At 71.4% G+C, this 16,281-nt stretch carries 20 protein-coding genes; 13 read left to right on the forward strand and 7 right to left on the reverse strand.

Annotation, left to right across the window (positions count from 1 at the left end; translation table 11 throughout):
- Window positions 1–140: hypothetical protein (locus tag ACFXC1_RS40140; protein ID WP_381252606.1), on the reverse strand; the 140-nt coding region annotated here is incomplete at its 3' end.
- 175 nt (window positions 141–315) lie between these two features.
- On the opposite strand from ACFXC1_RS40140, the gene ACFXC1_RS40145 reads away from it, so the two are divergent.
- The 5 genes from ACFXC1_RS40145 to ACFXC1_RS40165 all read left to right on the forward strand — a co-directional run bounded on the left by ACFXC1_RS40145 (window position 316) and on the right by ACFXC1_RS40165 (window position 4,026).
- On the forward strand, window positions 316–1,695 hold the full coding sequence (locus ACFXC1_RS40145; RefSeq protein ID WP_381252362.1) for a type III PLP-dependent enzyme domain-containing protein: 1,380 nt from the start codon (window positions 316–318) through the stop codon (window positions 1,693–1,695).
- A 182-nt stretch (window positions 1,696–1,877) separates the two neighbouring features.
- Entirely contained in the window at window positions 1,878–2,276 is a 399-nt protein-coding gene (locus tag ACFXC1_RS40150) for a hypothetical protein (RefSeq protein ID WP_262056222.1), read from the forward strand.
- Window positions 2,273–3,094 carry a transcriptional regulator gene (locus tag ACFXC1_RS40155; protein ID WP_381252364.1) on the forward strand — a complete coding sequence of 274 codons (822 nt, stop codon included), beginning with the start codon at window positions 2,273–2,275 and terminating at the stop codon, window positions 3,092–3,094. Before ACFXC1_RS40150 ends, ACFXC1_RS40155 begins: the two co-directional genes overlap by 4 nt.
- A gap of 34 nt (window positions 3,095–3,128) precedes the next feature.
- Window positions 3,129–3,629, forward strand: coding sequence for a roadblock/LC7 domain-containing protein (locus tag ACFXC1_RS40160; protein ID WP_381252366.1), 501 nt, complete (start codon window positions 3,129–3,131; stop codon window positions 3,627–3,629).
- Window positions 3,630–3,651: 22 nt separating this feature from the next.
- Window positions 3,652–4,026: a hypothetical protein gene (locus ACFXC1_RS40165; protein WP_381252368.1), complete on the forward strand. Its 375-nt coding sequence runs from the start codon at window positions 3,652–3,654 to the stop codon at window positions 4,024–4,026.
- Window positions 4,027–4,040: 14 nt separating this feature from the next.
- Here ACFXC1_RS40165 and ACFXC1_RS40170 read toward each other — a convergent pair whose 3' ends face one another.
- The 4 genes from ACFXC1_RS40170 to ACFXC1_RS40185 all read right to left on the reverse strand — a co-directional run bounded on the left by ACFXC1_RS40170 (window position 4,041) and on the right by ACFXC1_RS40185 (window position 7,642).
- Window positions 4,041–4,634 carry a hypothetical protein gene (locus ACFXC1_RS40170; protein WP_381252370.1) on the reverse strand — a complete coding sequence of 198 codons (594 nt, stop codon included), beginning with the start codon at window positions 4,632–4,634 and terminating at the stop codon, window positions 4,041–4,043.
- Window positions 4,635–4,759: 125 nt separating this feature from the next.
- Entirely contained in the window at window positions 4,760–5,056 is a 297-nt protein-coding gene (locus ACFXC1_RS40175) for a hypothetical protein (RefSeq protein WP_381252372.1), read from the reverse strand.
- Window positions 5,057–5,204: 148 nt separating this feature from the next.
- Window positions 5,205–6,113 (reverse strand): MurR/RpiR family transcriptional regulator, encoded by a 909-nt coding sequence (locus ACFXC1_RS40180; protein ID WP_381252374.1) that lies wholly within the window; start codon window positions 6,111–6,113, stop codon window positions 5,205–5,207.
- Window positions 6,113–7,642, reverse strand: coding sequence for an aromatic amino acid ammonia-lyase (locus ACFXC1_RS40185; RefSeq protein ID WP_381252376.1), 1,530 nt, complete (start codon window positions 7,640–7,642; stop codon window positions 6,113–6,115). The genes ACFXC1_RS40180 and ACFXC1_RS40185 overlap by 1 nt, the downstream gene beginning before the upstream one ends.
- 142 nt (window positions 7,643–7,784) lie before the next feature.
- Between ACFXC1_RS40185 and ACFXC1_RS40190 the strand changes: the two genes are divergently transcribed.
- From ACFXC1_RS40190 to ACFXC1_RS40220, 7 genes are all read left to right on the forward strand, one after another.
- Window positions 7,785–8,819 (forward strand): ABC transporter ATP-binding protein, encoded by a 1,035-nt coding sequence (locus tag ACFXC1_RS40190; protein ID WP_381252378.1) that lies wholly within the window; start codon window positions 7,785–7,787, stop codon window positions 8,817–8,819.
- Entirely contained in the window at window positions 8,816–9,457 is a 642-nt protein-coding gene (locus tag ACFXC1_RS40195) for an ABC transporter permease (RefSeq protein WP_381252380.1), read from the forward strand. Before ACFXC1_RS40190 ends, ACFXC1_RS40195 begins: the two co-directional genes overlap by 4 nt.
- Entirely contained in the window at window positions 9,457–10,128 is a 672-nt protein-coding gene (locus ACFXC1_RS40200) for an ABC transporter permease (RefSeq protein WP_381252609.1), read from the forward strand. Before ACFXC1_RS40195 ends, ACFXC1_RS40200 begins: the two co-directional genes overlap by 1 nt.
- A 116-nt stretch (window positions 10,129–10,244) precedes the next feature.
- Window positions 10,245–11,180, forward strand: coding sequence for an ABC transporter substrate-binding protein (locus ACFXC1_RS40205; RefSeq protein WP_381252382.1), 936 nt, complete (start codon window positions 10,245–10,247; stop codon window positions 11,178–11,180).
- A 109-nt stretch (window positions 11,181–11,289) separates the two neighbouring features.
- Window positions 11,290–11,958, forward strand: coding sequence for a carbonic anhydrase (locus ACFXC1_RS40210; RefSeq protein WP_381252384.1), 669 nt, complete (start codon window positions 11,290–11,292; stop codon window positions 11,956–11,958).
- A gap of 34 nt (window positions 11,959–11,992) precedes the next feature.
- The gene (locus ACFXC1_RS40215) at window positions 11,993–12,229 is read left to right on the forward strand and encodes a sodium-independent anion transporter (RefSeq protein ID WP_381252386.1); all 237 of its coding nucleotides are present in this window, start codon (window positions 11,993–11,995) and stop codon (window positions 12,227–12,229) included.
- Between the two features lie 10 nt (window positions 12,230–12,239).
- On the forward strand, window positions 12,240–12,680 hold the full coding sequence (locus tag ACFXC1_RS40220) for a hypothetical protein (protein WP_381252388.1): 441 nt from the start codon (window positions 12,240–12,242) through the stop codon (window positions 12,678–12,680).
- A 9-nt stretch (window positions 12,681–12,689) separates the two neighbouring features.
- Here ACFXC1_RS40220 and ACFXC1_RS40225 read toward each other — a convergent pair whose 3' ends face one another.
- Window positions 12,690–13,451: an SDR family oxidoreductase gene (locus tag ACFXC1_RS40225; protein ID WP_381252390.1), complete on the reverse strand. Its 762-nt coding sequence runs from the start codon at window positions 13,449–13,451 to the stop codon at window positions 12,690–12,692.
- Window positions 13,452–13,600: 149 nt separating this feature from the next.
- Here ACFXC1_RS40225 and ACFXC1_RS40230 point away from each other — a divergent pair, with 149 nt between their 5' ends.
- Window positions 13,601–14,428, forward strand: coding sequence for a helix-turn-helix transcriptional regulator (locus ACFXC1_RS40230; protein WP_381252392.1), 828 nt, complete (start codon window positions 13,601–13,603; stop codon window positions 14,426–14,428).
- A 349-nt stretch (window positions 14,429–14,777) separates the two neighbouring features.
- Here ACFXC1_RS40230 and ACFXC1_RS40235 read toward each other — a convergent pair whose 3' ends face one another.
- Window positions 14,778–16,169: a cystathionine beta-synthase gene (locus tag ACFXC1_RS40235; RefSeq protein WP_381252394.1), complete on the reverse strand. Its 1,392-nt coding sequence runs from the start codon at window positions 16,167–16,169 to the stop codon at window positions 14,778–14,780.
- Window positions 16,170–16,281 lie beyond the last annotated feature (112 nt).

Raw genomic sequence — 16,281 nt, forward strand, 5'->3', positions numbered from 1 at the left:
TAGACGACGAGCTTGTCGGGGTGCTCGGCGACCTCGGGGTCCAGGTTGTTCTGCAGCATCCGCAGGGCGGCTTCCTGCTGCCATCCCAGGGCGCTCAGTTCCGTACCGCGGGGTGCTCGTACGGGGCGGGGTCCTGACATGGTCTGCCTCCTAGCGGACTGCTCTCAGCGGATCTGTGCGCGCATCTTTACTGCGGTTATTCACATCCTGGCGTTCTGAATAGAACTAGTCAATACATCGAGGCGTCGTTGTGGGCAGGCTCCGGATGTTTGGCTGGATGTAACGACCACGGGCAACGACACGACGGGGGACACGGTGAACGACGTACACCAGGGTCACACGGACGGCGCCGAGCGGACCGCGCGCCGGGACCGGGCGGTGCGGGCCGCCGTCGAACAGCGGCTGCTGGGGCCGGACTCCCCCATCGTCGCGCTGCTGGACGTGACCGGGATCCGTGAGTCGGCGGCGGCGCTGCGGGCGGCGTTCGACGAGGTGACGGCGCCGGGGACACCGGTGCTGCACGCGTTCGCCGTCAAGGCGAGCCCGCTGGTGCCGGTGCTGCGGCTGCTGCGCGATGAGGGCATCGGCGCGGAAGTGGCGAGCCCGGGCGAGCTGGCACTGGCGCGGGCGGCCGGTGTGCGGCCGGAGCGGACCGTGCTCGACGCGCCCGCGAAGACGCCGGCGGAGTTGCGGGAGGCGCTGGCGCTGGGGATCGCGGTGAACGTCGACAATCCGCAGGAGTTGGAGCGCATCGACGGGCTGATGCGGTCGGCGACGAGTCGTTCGCCGCTCGGGATCCGGGTCAATCCGCAGATCGGCGCCGGGTCGATCGCCGCGCTGTCCACCGCCACGGCGACCTCGAAGTTCGGGGTGGCGCTGCGGGACGAGGGGGCGCGGGAGTGGGTGGTGCGGGCGTTCGCCGAGCGGCCGTGGCTGACCCGGCTGCACGCGCACACCGGGTCGCAGGGCATCCCGCTGGAGCTGCTGGCGCGGGGCGTCGCGGAGACGTACGCGCTGGCGGAGGAGATCAACGCGCGGCTCGGGCGGCCGCAGATCGACACCCTCGACATCGGCGGCGGGCTGGGGGTCGACTTCGGCTCGGACGCGACGAGTCCGACGTACGCGGAGTACGCGCGGCTGCTGAGGGAGACGGTGCCGGGGCTGTTCGACGGGCGGTACGGGCTGGTGACCGAGTTCGGGCGGTCGATGCTGGCCAAGCAGGGGACGGTGGTGGCCCGGGTCGAGTACGCGAAGAGCGCCGGCGGGCGGCCGATCGCGGTCACGCACGCGGGGGTGCAGGTGGCGACGCGGACGGTGTACGCGCCGCAGTCGTGGCCGCTGCGGATCGCCGCCTACGACGGGAAGGGGCGGCCCAAGTCGGGGCCCGCGGTGGTGCAGGACGTCGCCGGTCCGGCCTGCTTCGCGGGTGATCTGCTGGCGGAGGGGCAGTCGCTGCCGTTGCTGGAGCAGGGGGATCACGCGGCGGCGCTGGACACCGGGGCGTACTACTTCGCGGCCCACTACGCCTACAACTCCCTTGCCAGGCCCGGCATTTACGGCTTCGCCCCGGACGGTTCCGGGGGTGTGGCGTTCGCGACCGTGCGGAGGCCGCAGACGACGGCGGAGATCGTGGCCGAATCCGGAGGGGCGCACGCCGCCGCGCTCACCACCCTGCCCGCACCCGGGCGCCGTTGACGCGCGCCGGTGGGCGCACGGTTCAACTGGCTCACGCAACTGGTGTGAAAACGGGGTCAGTTGACCCACCTTAGTCACTCCAGGCATGTCCCACTGGAAAATGCCAGATCCCTCACCCCTCGGCCACACGGTGCGTAGCTTCGTCGTCACTCAGCCGAACCGCAGGCGGGAGGGGAGCCACGGTGCCCGGAATCGACGAGTGCTTACTGGAGGCCATGCGACTGCCCGGTGCCCGGGGCGCCGCGCTGGTCGACTGGACCAGCGGGCTGGCCCTGGGCGTCGTAGGAGAGTCGCCAGGGGGTGACCAGGAGGCCAGTGCGGCCGAGGCCGCGGAGCTGGCGCGGCTGGCGGCCGAGCACCGGGCGTTCGCGTCCGACGCGGAGGACGGGGAGGAGGCCGACGATCCCCCGCTGGAGGATCTGATCGTCAGCAACCGGGACAGCTATCACGTGCTGCGGTTCGTGCGGACGTCGTTCGACAGCAGTGTGTTCCTGCATCTGTGGCTGGCCCGCACGGAGGGCAATCTCGCGCTGGCCCGGATCCGGCTCGGCGAGATGGCGGGACGGCTGGTGCTGGGATGACCGCACTCAGGACCACGCCGACCACCCCGCCGCCCCGGCTGCCGGTGCGGGACAAGGCCGCCGCCGTCGACCGGGCCTGGGGCGGGGTCTCACCGATGCTGACCAGGCTCGCGGCGGAGAAGGCCACCGGTGTCCTCGTCCGCGAACGCGGCAGTCTTCATCTCGTCGCGGGCCATGTTGTGCACGCCGAGAGCCCGTCCGCCCCCGGTCTCGACCTGCTCCTCACCGCCCACGGCACCCTGCGCGCCGAGGCCTGGGAGGCCGCCGCCAACGCGACCGACGACCGGCACGCCACCACCCGGCTGCTGCTGGAGGGCGGCCTGCTGAGTGCGGGCGCGCTGGAGTTGTGCCAGCTCGGGGCGCTGTACGACGCGGCGTACTTCGTGCTCGCGCCGAGCAGCACCCCGGGGCGTTTCCGGTACGGGGTCACGCATCCGCTGGGCTCGGTGCGGCCGGTTCCGGTGGCCGCACTGGAGCGCGAGACCCTGCGCCGCCGCGAGCTGCTGCACCGCGTCTGGCCGGACGCGTCGACGGACGGCGCGCCGCTGGTGCGGGCCGACCCCGTCGCGCCCCCGCCGATCACACCCCGGCAGGCCGCCGTACTGGCGCGGGTTGACGGGGTCCGGACGGCGCCGGAGATCGCGCGGCTGCTGGGCCGGCGGGCGTACCCCACGCTGCTGGACGTCCGGCGGCTGGTGTCGGCGGGCCTCGTCTCGCCCCGGCCGCCCGCACCGCCCGCCGTCCTGCCACCGCCCGACGTCACCGACCCCGACATCACATTGCTGAAGAGGCTCAGGGATGCGCTGGAGGCCCTTTGAGTGGCAGCGACCACGCGCCGAGAGGAGAGAGCCGATGGCCTCCGAGGCCGAAGTCCTGGACGAGCTGCGCCGGTTGAGAGCCCGGGTGCCGCAGCTGACGGGGGCGCTGGCGGCGGGCGTCGACGGTCTCGTGCTGGCGCAGGACACCCCGGGCATCGAGCCGGAGCGGGTCGCGGCGCTCACCGTGACGGCGCTGGGCGTGGCCATGCGAATGGCGGACGCGACCGGGCAGGGCGACTTCCGCGAGCTGCTGGTACGCGGGGTCTACGGCTATGTCGCGACCTACGCGGCGGGCCGGGGCGCCGTGCTGACCGTGCTCGCCCAGGACCGCGTCAACATCGGCCGACTGCTGCTGGAGGGCCGCCGCACGGGGGCCCGGATCGGAGAACTGGTCGACGCCGAGGCGGCGGCGACGGCCGAGGCCGCCGAGCGGGCCGACCCGGCGCCCGCCAAGACCACCACCGCACGAACGAGAACGGCGCGCGCACCACGCACCACCGCAACGACCAACGCGCGCACCACCACGGAAAGTTGAACGGACCCAAGGGAGCACTGTCATGGCCAACACCGAAACCTCGCTCAAAGAGGCGCTGACCTCCATCGAGGGCGCGACCGGCGTCGCGCTCGTCGACTACACCAGCGGTATGGCGCTCGGCACGATGGGCGGCAGCAAGACCTTCGACCTCGGCGTCGCCGCGGCCGGCAACACCGACGTGGTGCGCGCCAAGATGCGCACCATGGAGCACCTCGGCCTGAAGGGCGAGATCGAGGACATCCTGATCACCCTGTCGAGCCAGTACCACCTGATCCGGCTGCTCAAGGGCCGCGGCGGGAACGGCCTGTTCATCTACCTGGTGCTGGACGCCAGCCGCAGCAACCTGGCGATGGCCCGCCACCAGCTGAAGAAGATCGAGGCGGACCTGGAGGTGTAGAAACCGGAGCCCGGCTACGCGTACACGTCGCCGCGGCGGCGCGCCCCGCCCGGGGTGGCGTCGCCCGCGGCGATGCCGGTGGAGCGGTAGCCCTTGACGGATTTCCCGGCGGGGGCGCCGCCCCGCTTGTCCAGCCAGTCCACGCGGATCCACAGCAGGACGTCGTCGGCCCGTTCCCGGCGCCCCAGCCAGGCGGCCTTCAGCCGCAGGCCCGTGCCGGCCCCGGCGAGCAGCATCCCGCCCGCCGCCGGAACGGCGAACCCGCTGCCCAGCGCGAGCGCGAAGGCGAGCACGATCCACCAGCGGTGCGCGCGACGCCAGTTGCGTACGGACACCGCGCGGTCCTGGAGCACATCGTGCTTGCCGGCCCGGGCGGCGCCACGGGCGAGGACGGCGTAGCGCCTGCGGCGCGCGTACGACACGACGGCCGCGGTGATGATGAACAGGGCGGCGCCCGCCATCACCCCGATCCGGCGCCCGGTGATGCCGGGCAGCAGCACTCCGACACCCGCCGCGAGCACCCCGAACCACCACAGCGGGGCGGCTCCGGCCCGTACGACGACGGCCACTCGGGCCAGCCCCTGGACTCTGCGATCTCCGCGTGCCACGTCCTGCCTCCTGGTCGTCCCGGCACAGTTCCGTCGGGCCGCGAGACTAGTGAGCGAACGTGAGACGAGTCTGAGAACGGGCTTTTTCGCCCTTGCCCCGGGTCAGGAGGGGGCCTTGCCCCGGGTCAGGAGGGGGTGTCGAGGCGCTCGGTGAGCTCCCCGGCGGCCCAGCGGGCCCACTGCTCGGCGGTCTCGGAACCCCGCAGCCCGTATTCGAGCATGAGCCAGCCGCAGACCTGGACGGGGTCGCCGACCCACTTCGCGTTGTCGTGGATGGCCTGCAGCGCCGTGAGGCGCGCGGACCTGCGCAGGTCCGGGCTGCTGCGCCCGGACGCCCCGCGCGAGGTGATCGCGGAGACCCTGGCCTGGGTGGACGCGACGATCGTGACCTTCACCGTCTCGATCCCGGTCGCCCCGGTCACGCACTGGGCGTCCCTGTGCTGGGCGCCGCTACCGGTGACACAGAAGATCCTGCGCCGCGTCACCTGACGCGAAGGGGCCGCCCGGCAACCACGACCCGGGCGGCCCCGACACGGAACCACACGCGCCCACAGGGCACTTGACGCCCCGTCACTCCACGAACAGCCCCCGCGCCGCCGCCCGCGCGTCGAACTCCTCCAGCCGGGCCTGCGCGTCCGGCAGGTCGTCGCACATCGCCTCGAGCAGCACCCGGCCCAGCAGCATCGGCGCGCACGCCGTGTCGAAGGCGAGGCCGGTGCCGACGGCGGCCGGGATCAGCAGGTCGGACACCTTGGCGACCGGCGCGAACGCCGAGTCCGCGACGGTGACGACGGTCAGGCCCGCCTCCCGCGCGTACGCCAGCGTGTCCACGACCTCGCGCGGATGCCGGGGCAGCGCGAAGCACAGCAGGGCACTGGCCCCGGCCCGGACGGCCGCGTCGATCCGGTCCTGGATCATGGTGCCGCCCTCGTTGAGCAGCCGTACGTCCGGATGGACCTTGGCGGCGAAGTACGCGAAGCCGTACGCCTGCGAGGCCGCCGCGCGCAGCCCGAGCACCGGCAGCGGGCGCGAAGCGGCGAGCAGCCGGCCCGCCTTGGCGACCGGGCGGGGGTCGGCCAGTATCTCGGCGAGGTGCTTGAGGTTCTCGATCTCTGCCTCTACGGCCTGCTGGTACTCGTTGTACGACGCCGTGTCCGGGGCCGACTCGGCGGGCGCGACCTCGCGGAGGTGCTTGCGCAGCGCCGGGTAGCCGTCGAAGCCGAGGGCGACCGCGAAGCGGGTCACGGAGGGCTGGCTGACCCCGGCGAGTTCGGCGAGTTCCACGCTGGACAGGAACGGCACCTCGGCGGCGCGCCGCACCATGCTGTGCGCGATGCGCCGCTGGGTCGGCGTCAGCCGGTGCCCCTCGAAGAGCGTCTGCAGCCGTGCGGCCGGGCTGTCGGTCACACCCGTACTCCTGTCCAAGGTTCCCTCCAGGCTCCCGTCCACCGTCTCGTCCAGCCTCCCATCCACGGTCATCACGTGTTCCCCCTCCAGATCTCGGTGAACCGGTCCAGCAGTCCGGCCGCCGCCGTCACGTCGTCCGTGAGCGGCCGGTCCGCCGGGTCGTCGTCCAGCACCGACTCGGCGAGCTCCAGCGCGCGGCCGACCGGGAGTTCCGGCTCGGGCCGCAGGTCGCGCTGGCGCAACGCCCTTACGGCGGCGACGAGTTCGCAGCCGACGACGAGACGGTACGCGCGGCAGGCGCGCAGTGTCTGACGGGCTGCGAGCGAGGCGAAGCTGGCCTGTTCCTCGACGCCCCGGGAGAGTACAGCGTGCCCGAGCGAGGCGGGAGCCGAGAACGCGCGCAGGTCACCGAGGGCAGCGGCGGCGGCGTACTCCAGGATCATCACGCCGGAGGAGGCGGGTTCGCTGTCGGCGAGGAAGGGCTTGAGGCGGGTGAAACCGGGCTCGTTGAGGGAGGAGAGCCGTGACGTCGACAGCCGGGCGACCTGGGTGAGCGCGAGTCTGAAGTGGTCCAGGGCGAGGGCGAGTTGGGCCTGATAGAAGCCGCCGTGGTGGTAGGCGGTCATGTCCTCGGCGGAGATGAAGGGGTTCTCGGCGGCCGCGTTGATCTCGATCGCGAGGACCTCCTCCAGCGCGTCCGCCGCGTCGTGCGCGGGCCCGTGGATCTGCGGCAGACACCGGAAGCCGTACGGGTCCTGGATCCGCCCGAGGGGAGGGGTGGGCCGGTCGGCGGCACCGATCAACTCCCGCATCCGGCGGGCGACTTCGGTGGATCCCCGGTGCGGCCGGGCCGCGTGCACGGGCGCGGCGAACGGCTCGTGCGAACCGTCCACCGCGAGCAGTGACAGCGCCCCGACGACCTGCGTGGCACCGATGAGCCCGCGCAGCTCGTGCAGCGCGAGCGCGGACTGCCCGAGGGTGAGGGCATTGCTGCTGATGAGCGCCAACGCGTCGTTGTTGTCGAGGGGTTGGGGCTCGGGGACGCCGGCAAGACCGTTCTCGGCACCTCGCCACGGCCGCTCCCCCGCCAACGCAAGACCCACCTGGGCCAGCGCGGCGATGTCCCCCGTCCCCACCGAGCCGAACTCGTTGACGACCGGATGCACCCCGCTCTCCAGCGCCTCGCACAGCGCGGTCACGACCGTCGGCCGCAGTCCCGCGCCGCCCGCGAGCAGCTGGTTGGCGCGGACCGCGAGCATCGCCCGCACCTCCCGCGCCGGAAGCTCGTCGCCGATCGCGCCGGCATGGCTGCGGAGCAGGCGCAGCCCGTGCTCGGCAGCCGCTTCCGTGGGCACATCCTCGTTCCGGTTGGCGCCGACGCCCGTCGAGCGGCCGTAGACACGGCCCGTCGCGGCGATCTGGCGGGCCGCGTCCCAGGACTCGGTCGCGCGCTTCATCGCGTCGGTGCCGGGGACCGGCCGGGCGTCCCCGTCGGCGAGCCGGACGACATCGGCGACCCCGAAGCCGACGCCGTCGAGGACGACGAGGTCGGGGCTCCCGGACACCATCGCATCGGCGGCGTCCACGATCCGAGACGACATAAGGCCCCAAACTCCCCTCAATCAGGACACTCGATCTTGCCTGCCGGTCATCCGTTACCTCGGATTAACGCGGAGACATTGACAAACTATTCAGACACCGAGAACTCTGCATGACGTTATACAGCCGGGCAAGGGACAACTCATGATCCAGTTCGACGCGGTCCACAAGCGCTTCCCCAACGGCACGACAGCAGTTCACGACCTCTCCCTGGAGATGCCGGAAGGCGGGGTCACCGTACTGGTCGGTTCCTCCGGTTGCGGCAAGACGACCACCCTTCGGATGATCAACCGGATGATCGACCCGACCTCGGGCGTCATCAAGGTCGGCGGCAAGGACGTCACCCAGCAGGACGCCGCCGAACTGCGCCGCTCCATCGGATACGTCATCCAGCAGTCGGGGCTCTTCCCGCACCGCACGGTCCTCGACAACATCGCCACCGTGCCGCTCCTGCTGGGCCACGGCCGGAAGAAGGCGCGCGCCCGCGCCGCCGAACTGCTGGAGACCGTCGGCCTCGCCGCCGACGCCGGCAAGCGGTACCCGCACCAGCTCTCCGGCGGCCAGCAGCAGCGCGTCGGCGTGGCCCGCGCGCTCGCCGCCGACCCGCCGGTGCTGCTGATGGACGAGCCGTTCGGCGCGGTCGACCCGGTCGTACGCACCCAGCTCCAGGACGAACTGCTCAGGCTCCAGAAGGAGTTGAACAAGACCATCGTCTTCGTCACGCACGACATCGACGAGGCCGTACGGCTCGGCGACCGCATCGCGATCTTCCGCACCGGCGGCCACCTCGTCCAGTGCGCGGCCCCCGCCGAACTCCTCGCCCGCCCGGCCGACGACTTCGTGGCCGACTTCCTGGGCGCCGAGCGCGGCCTCAAGCTGCTCTCGCTGAAGACCCTCGCCGAGGTCCCGCAGGGCCCGGCCCCCGAGGGCACCGCCTGGACCCTGGTCCTGGACGAGGCGCGCAAGCCCCTCCACTGGGCGGCGCAGGGCGCCGAGATCCCCGTACGACCGCTCCACGACCACGACTCCCTGCTCGCGGCCCTCAACGAGTCCGTGGCCTCTCCGAACGGCCTGATCGCCCGCGTCGACGCCGACGGCGTCCTCACCGGTGTCTCGTCCCGCGACGACATCCACACCCACGCGGGCCAGGCGCACGCCGACGCACGGGTCGCGGCATGAGCGTCGACTGGTCGTGGATAGGCGACCACACCGACGACCTGACCAGCCTCACGTTCTCGCACCTCCAGGCCGCGATGACCGCCGTCTTCCTCGGCCTGCTGATCTCGCTCCCGCTGGCGGTCGTGGCCCACCGCGTCCGCCCGCTCCGGGGCTTCCTGCTCGGCCTCTCGAACGTGCTCTTCACGATCCCGTCGATCGCGATCTTCGTGCTCCTGCTCCCGATCAGCGGCCTCACCCGCACCACCACGGTGATCGGCCTGACGGTCTACACGCTGGTCGTGCTGCTGCGGAACACGGTTGAAGGCCTCGACTCGGTCCCCGCGAAGACGAAGGAGGCCGCGAAGGCGATGGGCACGCGCCCCCTGCGCACGCTCCTCACCGTCGAACTCCCCCTCGCGCTCCCGGTGATCATGGCGGGCGTCCGCATCGCCACGGTCATGTCGATCTCCCTCGTCTCCGTGGCGACCTACATCGGCGACGGCGGTCTCGGCCAGCTCTTCACCGACGGCTTCCAGCGCGACTTCCCGACCCCGGTGATCGTGGGCGTGGTCCTCACCCTGCTGCTCGCGGTGGTCGCGGACGCGGCCCTCGTCGGCCTCCAGTACGTACTGACCCCGTGGAAGAGGCGGCGAGCCTGATGTACGAACTCTTCAAGAACCTCGCCAAGTGGCTGACCAGCGGCTCCCAGTGGGCCGGCACGGACGGCATCGCGCACCGCCTCGCCGAGCATCTCCAGTACTCGCTGCTGGCGACCCTCATCGCGGCCGTGATCGGCCTCCCGCTGGGCCTGCTGATCGGGCACACCGGCAAGGGCGCGTTCCTCGCGATCAACCTCGCGTCCTTCGGCCGCGCGCTGCCGACCGTCGGCCTGGTCGTCCTGGTCTTCCTGGCCAGCGGCCTGTCGATGTGGCCGGTGTACATCGCCCTTGTCGCCCTCGCGGTCCCGTCCATCGTCACGAACACCTACGCCGGCATGACCGCCGTCGACCCGGACGTGAAGGACGCGGCACGCGGGCAGGGCATGCGCGGCCACCAGGTCCTCTTCCAGGTCGAGTTGCCCCTCGCGCTCCCCCTGATCATGACCGGCCTGCGGCTCGCGCTCATCCAGGTGGTGGCCACGGCCACGATCGCCGCCTACGTCTCGTTCGGCGGCCTGGGCCGCTACGTCTTCGACGGACTCGCCCAGCGCGATCTCGTGCAGGTGCTCGGCGGTGCGGTGCTGGTCGCCGTCGTCGCCATCGTCCTCGACCTCGGGCTCTCCGCCCTCCAGCGCTTCCTCTTCCGCCACCGCACGGCGGCGCTTCGCTGACTGTGCCGTCTGTCGTCTGCGGCTTCGTCGTGGCTGATCGCGCTCGCGCGGCGGTAGCCGCACATCGATACAGTCCCGCCCCCCTTTGGGGCGCGCCGAACCTGAAGGAACCTGAAATGAACCGTCGCACCCTCCTCGGCGCCCTCGCCGGAACGGCAGTCGCCGTCCCCGTCCTGTCCGCCTGCTCCAGCGGTGTCACCTCCCTCGACGGCGGGGGCTCCGCCGGCGGTGGCAGCGCCTCCAGCAAGAACGGCGTCACCATCGGCACCGCCAACTTCACCGAGAACCAGGTCCTCGGCTACCTCTACGCAGCCGCCCTCGAAGCGGCCGGAGTGAAGGTCAAGGTCCGCCCCAACCTCGGCACCCGCGAGATCGTCTTCCCCGCCCTCAAGAGCGGCGACATCGACCTCCTCCCCGAGTACCAGGGCTCCCTGCTCACCTACCTCCAGCCCAAGTCCAAGGTCGCGGAGGCGGGCGAGATGCAGAACGCCCTCACCCTCGCCCTCCCCTCCGGCCTCCAGGTGCTGCCCTACGGCATCGCCGAGGACGCGGACTGCTTCGTCGTCACCCGCGAGACCGCCAGGAAGTACGGCCTCGCCACGCTGGCCGACCTGGCGAAGCACAACGGCAAGCTCACTCTGGGCGCCTCCGCCGAGGTGAAGACCCGTCAGGTGGGCGTCGTAGGGCTGAAGGACGTCTACGGCATCGAGTTCAAGGAGTTCAAGTCCCTTGATTCCGACGGGCCGTTGGTGAAGGGCGCGCTGAAGAAGGGCGATGTGGACGTGGCGAACCTGTTCACCACCGACACCGACATCAAGGCCAACGACTGGGTCGTGCTGACCGACCCCAAGACCCTGATCCCCAGTCAGCACATCGTCCCGCTCATCGCCGACCGGGTGGCCGACCCCACGGTCCGCAAGGCCCTCGCGAGCCTCGGCAACCTGCTCACCACGGCCCAGCTCACCGAGCTGAACCGCCAGGTGGACAAGGACAAGAAGGACCCGGAGGACGTGGCGAACACGTACGCGAAGCAGCACGGCATCACGAAGTAACGGCGCGTCGATGATCTGACGAGGGATCAGTCAAGTGTCGTTAAATCGGCACTCTTGGTAATCGATCGCATGCGTAGGGTGAGTTCACGCTCACCACCTGAGGAACCGCATGGCCTCGAACCGCAGGGCCTTTCTGACGGCCACCGCCGTCGGCGCGCTGGCCACCACCCCCACGACCGCCACCGCCGCCGTCGGTATCCGTCCCCACCCGACCACCGCACCCGCGGCCCTCGCCGAACTCCTCGACGGCAACCGCCGTTACGCCACCGGGCACTCCCGCCACCCCGACGAGAGCCGCCCGCTGCGCCACCAACTGGCCACCGCACAGCACCCGTTCGCGGTGATCGTCGGCTGCATCGACTCCCGGGTGCCGCCCGAGCTGGTCTTCGACCAGGGCCTCGGCGACCTGCTGTGCACAAGGACGGCCGGCGAGGTCCTGGACGAGGCGGTGCTCGCGTCCATCCAGTACGGCGTCGAGGAACTGCGCATCCCCCTGGTGCTGGTGCTCGGCCACGAGCGCTGCGGGGCGGTGGCGGCGACCCTCGCCCACCTGGCGACCGGCGCCCCGGTCCCCGGCCATCTCGCGCTCCTGGTGGACGAGATCGCCCCGGCCGCGCGCCGCACCCGGGCGCTGCCCGGCGACTGGGCCGAGCACACGATGACCGCCCACACGGCCTGGGTCAGGGACGCGATCCGCGCCGACCCCGCCTTCACCTCCGCACAGGTCGTCGCGGCCCGCTTCGACCTGGACACGGGCCTCGTGTCCCTGCTGCCGTAACCCCCCTCCCCCACGCGACCGCAGCCTGGCGGATGTGCGCGATGTGACGGCCGTGGACCTACGGCTGTCAGGGCTGACGGCGGTCGACGCGACGGGCGCGCCGGCGCTGAAGGAGGCGGTGGGCGAGCTGCGCGAACGGGGTATCGAGGTCCGGATCACGGGTGTGGAGCACGGTCACCGCAAGGTGCTGGAGTCGCTCGGGGTACTCCCGGTGAACCCGAATCCCAACAGGGGGGCTATCCCCAGTGCAGCGGGCGCGACCGCTCCCTAATCTGAACCGCATGACGGGAATCGACTCGCACGACGCCGAACTCAAGAAGGAACTCAACGCCACCCTGCAGGCGCGCAGGGAGCTGGGCGACGAGTACGAGTCGGCGCTGGTCGACTCGTTCCTGGAGAAGGTCGACCAGCGCATCGACGGCGCGGTGGAGCGCCGGGTGCGCCGGCAGATGGCCGAGCAGCAGATGGTGGTCGCCCGCGGCTCGCGCGGCGGACCGAAGCCGACCGACTCCTGGGGCGAGCGCTTCGGCTTCGGCATCGTCTCGATGGTCCTGGCGATCCCGCTCTCCGCGATCGGCGGCGGCATCGCCCACCTCCCCGGCCTCCTGGTGGCCTGGGCCGGCATCGTCGGCGTCAACGCCGTCCAGGCCGCCCGCACCAACCCGGGACTCTTCGGCGGGCGGCGCGGGAAGCCCTCGCAGGACAGCGAGTGGGAGGGCTGAACTGCCCACTCACGCCTGGCGGGTGGGCAGCACCATGATCTGCCGCAGGTTGACGTGCCGGGCCCGGCTCGCCGCGTAGGCCACGACATCGGCGACCTCCTCGGCGGACAGCCCGCCCAACGCGCTGAACATCTCGTCCAGTTGGCGGGTCATCTCCTCGCTGCCGAGGTGGGTCCCCAACTCGGTTTCGGTCAGGCCCGGTTCGATGTTGGTGACCCGTACGTCACGCGGTCCGAGCTCGGTGCGCAGCGACTGGGAGAGATAGGTGACGGCGGCCTTGGTCGCTCCGTAGACGGCGTAGGCGGGGAACGTGATGTGCGCGCCGACGGACGAGATGTTCACCAGGTCCGCGCTACGGCCCTCCGCCGCCGCGGCCACGAGGTCCCCGGTGAAGGCGCGGATGACCCGCAGCACCCCGGTCACGTTGGTGTCGAGCATCCGCCGCCACTCGTCGATCCGCCCGTCGTCGACGGCGTGCGGCAGCATGACGCCCGCGGCGTTGACGACCAGGTCGACCGGCCCGAACGTCTCGTGGACCCGCTCGGCGGCCGCCTCCACGGCCGCGTCGTCGGTGACATCGGCGACGACGGCGAGGGCCTGTCCCCCGTCGGCCCGGATCTTCCCGGCGAGCGCCTCCAGCCGCTCCCCGCGCCGGGCCAGCAGCGCCACCCGCGCCCCGTTCGCGGCCAGCTGCACGGCGATGGCCTGACCGATCCCGCTGGCGGCCCCGGTGACGACGGCGGTACGGCCGGCCAGATTCTCGTACGACATGAGGTGCTCCTCGGAAGGTGGTCCGCCGGGGCACTTCCCCGGCGACGTCCACCACCGTGCGCCGCCCCGCGAGCCCTACCCAGGGATGCGTTTTTCCTGGGTCTGCCAGTACCAGGTTCGAAAACCGCGACCGGCCTACCATCGGACCCATGGACGGGGACATCGGAGACTTCCTGCGCTCACGCCGCGCTCGCATCCAGCCCGAGGAGGTGGGGCTGGCCTCGTACGGACGCCGGCGGGTCCCCGGGCTGCGCCGCGAGGAGGTCGCGCAGCTGGCCGGGGTGAGCGTCGACTACTACATTCGGCTCGAACAGGGCCGCGGGACCAGCGTCTCGGACGCGGTCCTCGACGCGATCGCCCGCGTCCTGCGCCTGGACGAGACGGAACACGCCTACCTGCGTACGGTGGCCCGCCCGCACCGGGGGAAGCAGGACCGGACGCCGACTCCCCGTGTCCGCCCCGGTGTTCAGGTGCTGCTGGACGGCATGGACCGTATGCCCGCCTTCGTGCTGGGCCCCCGGATGGACGTGCTCGCCTGGAACACCCTCGCCGACGCGCTGACCGGCTTCAGCCGGATGCCGGTGGCCGTCCGCAACATCCCGCGCCATGTGTTCCTCGACCCGGCCTCGCGCGACCTCTATCCCGACTGGACGGCGGTCGCCGCACAGGCCGTCGCGAATCTGCGGGTGACCTCCGGCCGCGACGGCGACGACCCGAAGCTGAACGCCCTCGTCGGTGAACTCTCCCTCCGCAGCGAGGACTTCCGCCGTCTGTGGGCCGACCACGAGGTCAAGGAGTGCGCCTTCGGTGTGAAGCGCATTCAGCACCCGGTCGCGGGCCTGCTGACCCTGCCGTACGAAACACTCGCGGTACCGGGGGAGTTGGCGCAGACGCTCGTGGTCTACACGCCGGAGCCGGGTTCGGAGACGGCGGAGAGGCTTGCGCTGCTGGGAAGTTGGGCAACTTCGGCGTCGTAGACGACCTACCCGCGTAAGAAAGCTATGCGCGGGGACCGCCGCACCCCCCGTTGCCGGGAGGGCGGGACGACGGCGGTCCCCGCGAGGGACGCGTGCCGGGTCAGGGCCGGGCGTGCGCGTCCTAGGCGTCGGTGGAGGTCCGGGAGCCGCTCCGGAGGTCCGTGACGCCGTTTTTGTGCCGGCGAGGCGGGGAGCCGCTCCCGCCCTGCCGACAACCACTAATCTGCCGTACCCGTGTTAAGCGGGTGCTGCGTGGACGTGACGCGCTCGTACCACTTCAACGAAGTCCACCGATTCGGTAGGCAACCGCAAAGTCGCCGCCGTCACGGCCCGTTCACCGGACGTTTTGCTACTGCTTCCCGCCCTTGGCGAGGAAGGACAGCAGGTCCTGCCGGCTGATGACCCCGGTCGGCTTGCCCTCGACCAGGACGATCGCCGCGTCGGCCGCGCCCAGCACGGTCATCAGGTCACCCACCGGCTCACCGGAACCGACCTGCGGCAGCGGCGCCGACATGTGCTTCTCCAGCGGGTCGGTCAGGGAGGCGCGCTGGGTGAACAGGGCGTCCAGCAGCTCCCGTTCGACGACCGAGCCGACGACCTCCGCCGCCATGACGTCCGGGTGACCGGCGCCCGGCTTCACGATCGGCATCTGCGAGACGCCGTACTCGCGCAGCACCTCGATGGCCTCGCCGACCGTCTCGTCCGGGTGCATGTGCACGAGGGACGGGATGGCGCCGTGCACCTTGTCGTTCAGGACGTCGGCGACGCGGGCGCTGGGGCCCTCGTCCTCCAGGAAGCCGTAGTCGGCCATCCACTCGTCGTTGAAGATCTTGCTGAGGTACCCGCGCCCGCTGTCGGGAAGCAGGACCACGACCACGTCGTCCGGCCCGAGCCGCTCGGCGACCCGCAGCGCGGCGACGACCGCCATCCCGCAGGAGCCGCCGACGAGCAGCCCCTCCTCCTTGGCCAGCCGCCGGGTCATCTGGAACGAATCCTTGTCGGACACGGCGACGATCTCGTCCGCGACGGTCCGGTCGTAGGCGGTCGGCCAGAAGTCCTCACCGACGCCCTCGACGAGATACGGCCGCCCGGACCCGCCGGAGTAGACGGACCCCTCCGGGTCGGCGCCGACGACCTGGACCTTCCCCTCGCTGGCGTCCTTCAGGTAACGCCCGGTGCCGGAGATCGTCCCGCCCGTCCCCACACCCGCCACGAAGTGGGTGATCCGCCCCTCCGTCTGCTCCCAGAGCTCGGGGCCGGTCGAGTGGTAGTGGGAGAGCGGGTTGTTCGGGTTGGAGTACTGGTCGGGCTTCCAGGCGCCCGGCGTCTCGCGGACCAGGCGGTCGGAGACGTTGTAGTACGAGTCCGGGTGCTCGGGGTCCACGGCGGTCGGGCACACGACCACCTCGGCGCCGTACGCGCGCAGCACGTTGATCTTGTCGGTGGACACCTTGTCGGGGCACACGAAGATGCAGTGGTACCCCTTCTGCTGGGCCACGATGGCCAGGCCGACGCCGGTGTTGCCGCTGGTCGGCTCGACGATGGTCCCGCCGGGCTTGAGCGCGCCGCTCTGCTCCGCCGCCTCGATCATGCGCAGGGCGATACGGTCCTTCACGCTCCCGCCGGGGTTGAAGTACTCCACCTTGGCCAGAACGGTCGCCTGGATGCCCGCGGTCACGCTGTTGAGCCTCACCAGCGGGGTGTTGCCGACGAGGCTGATCATCGAGTCGTGGAATTGCACCGTTGTCTCCGGTTGCTGCAAAAGAAGTGGTCGTAGTTGGTTCCGCCAGCCTAAGGCCCGAAAAGCGCGTTCACCGCCTGTTGAGATTGGGCGACGTGCTGTTCGGGGCAAG

Source organism: Streptomyces hokutonensis, from assembly GCF_042751305.1.
In the GTDB taxonomy this organism is placed as follows: Bacteria; Actinomycetota; Actinomycetes; order Streptomycetales; family Streptomycetaceae; genus Streptomyces; species Streptomyces hokutonensis_A.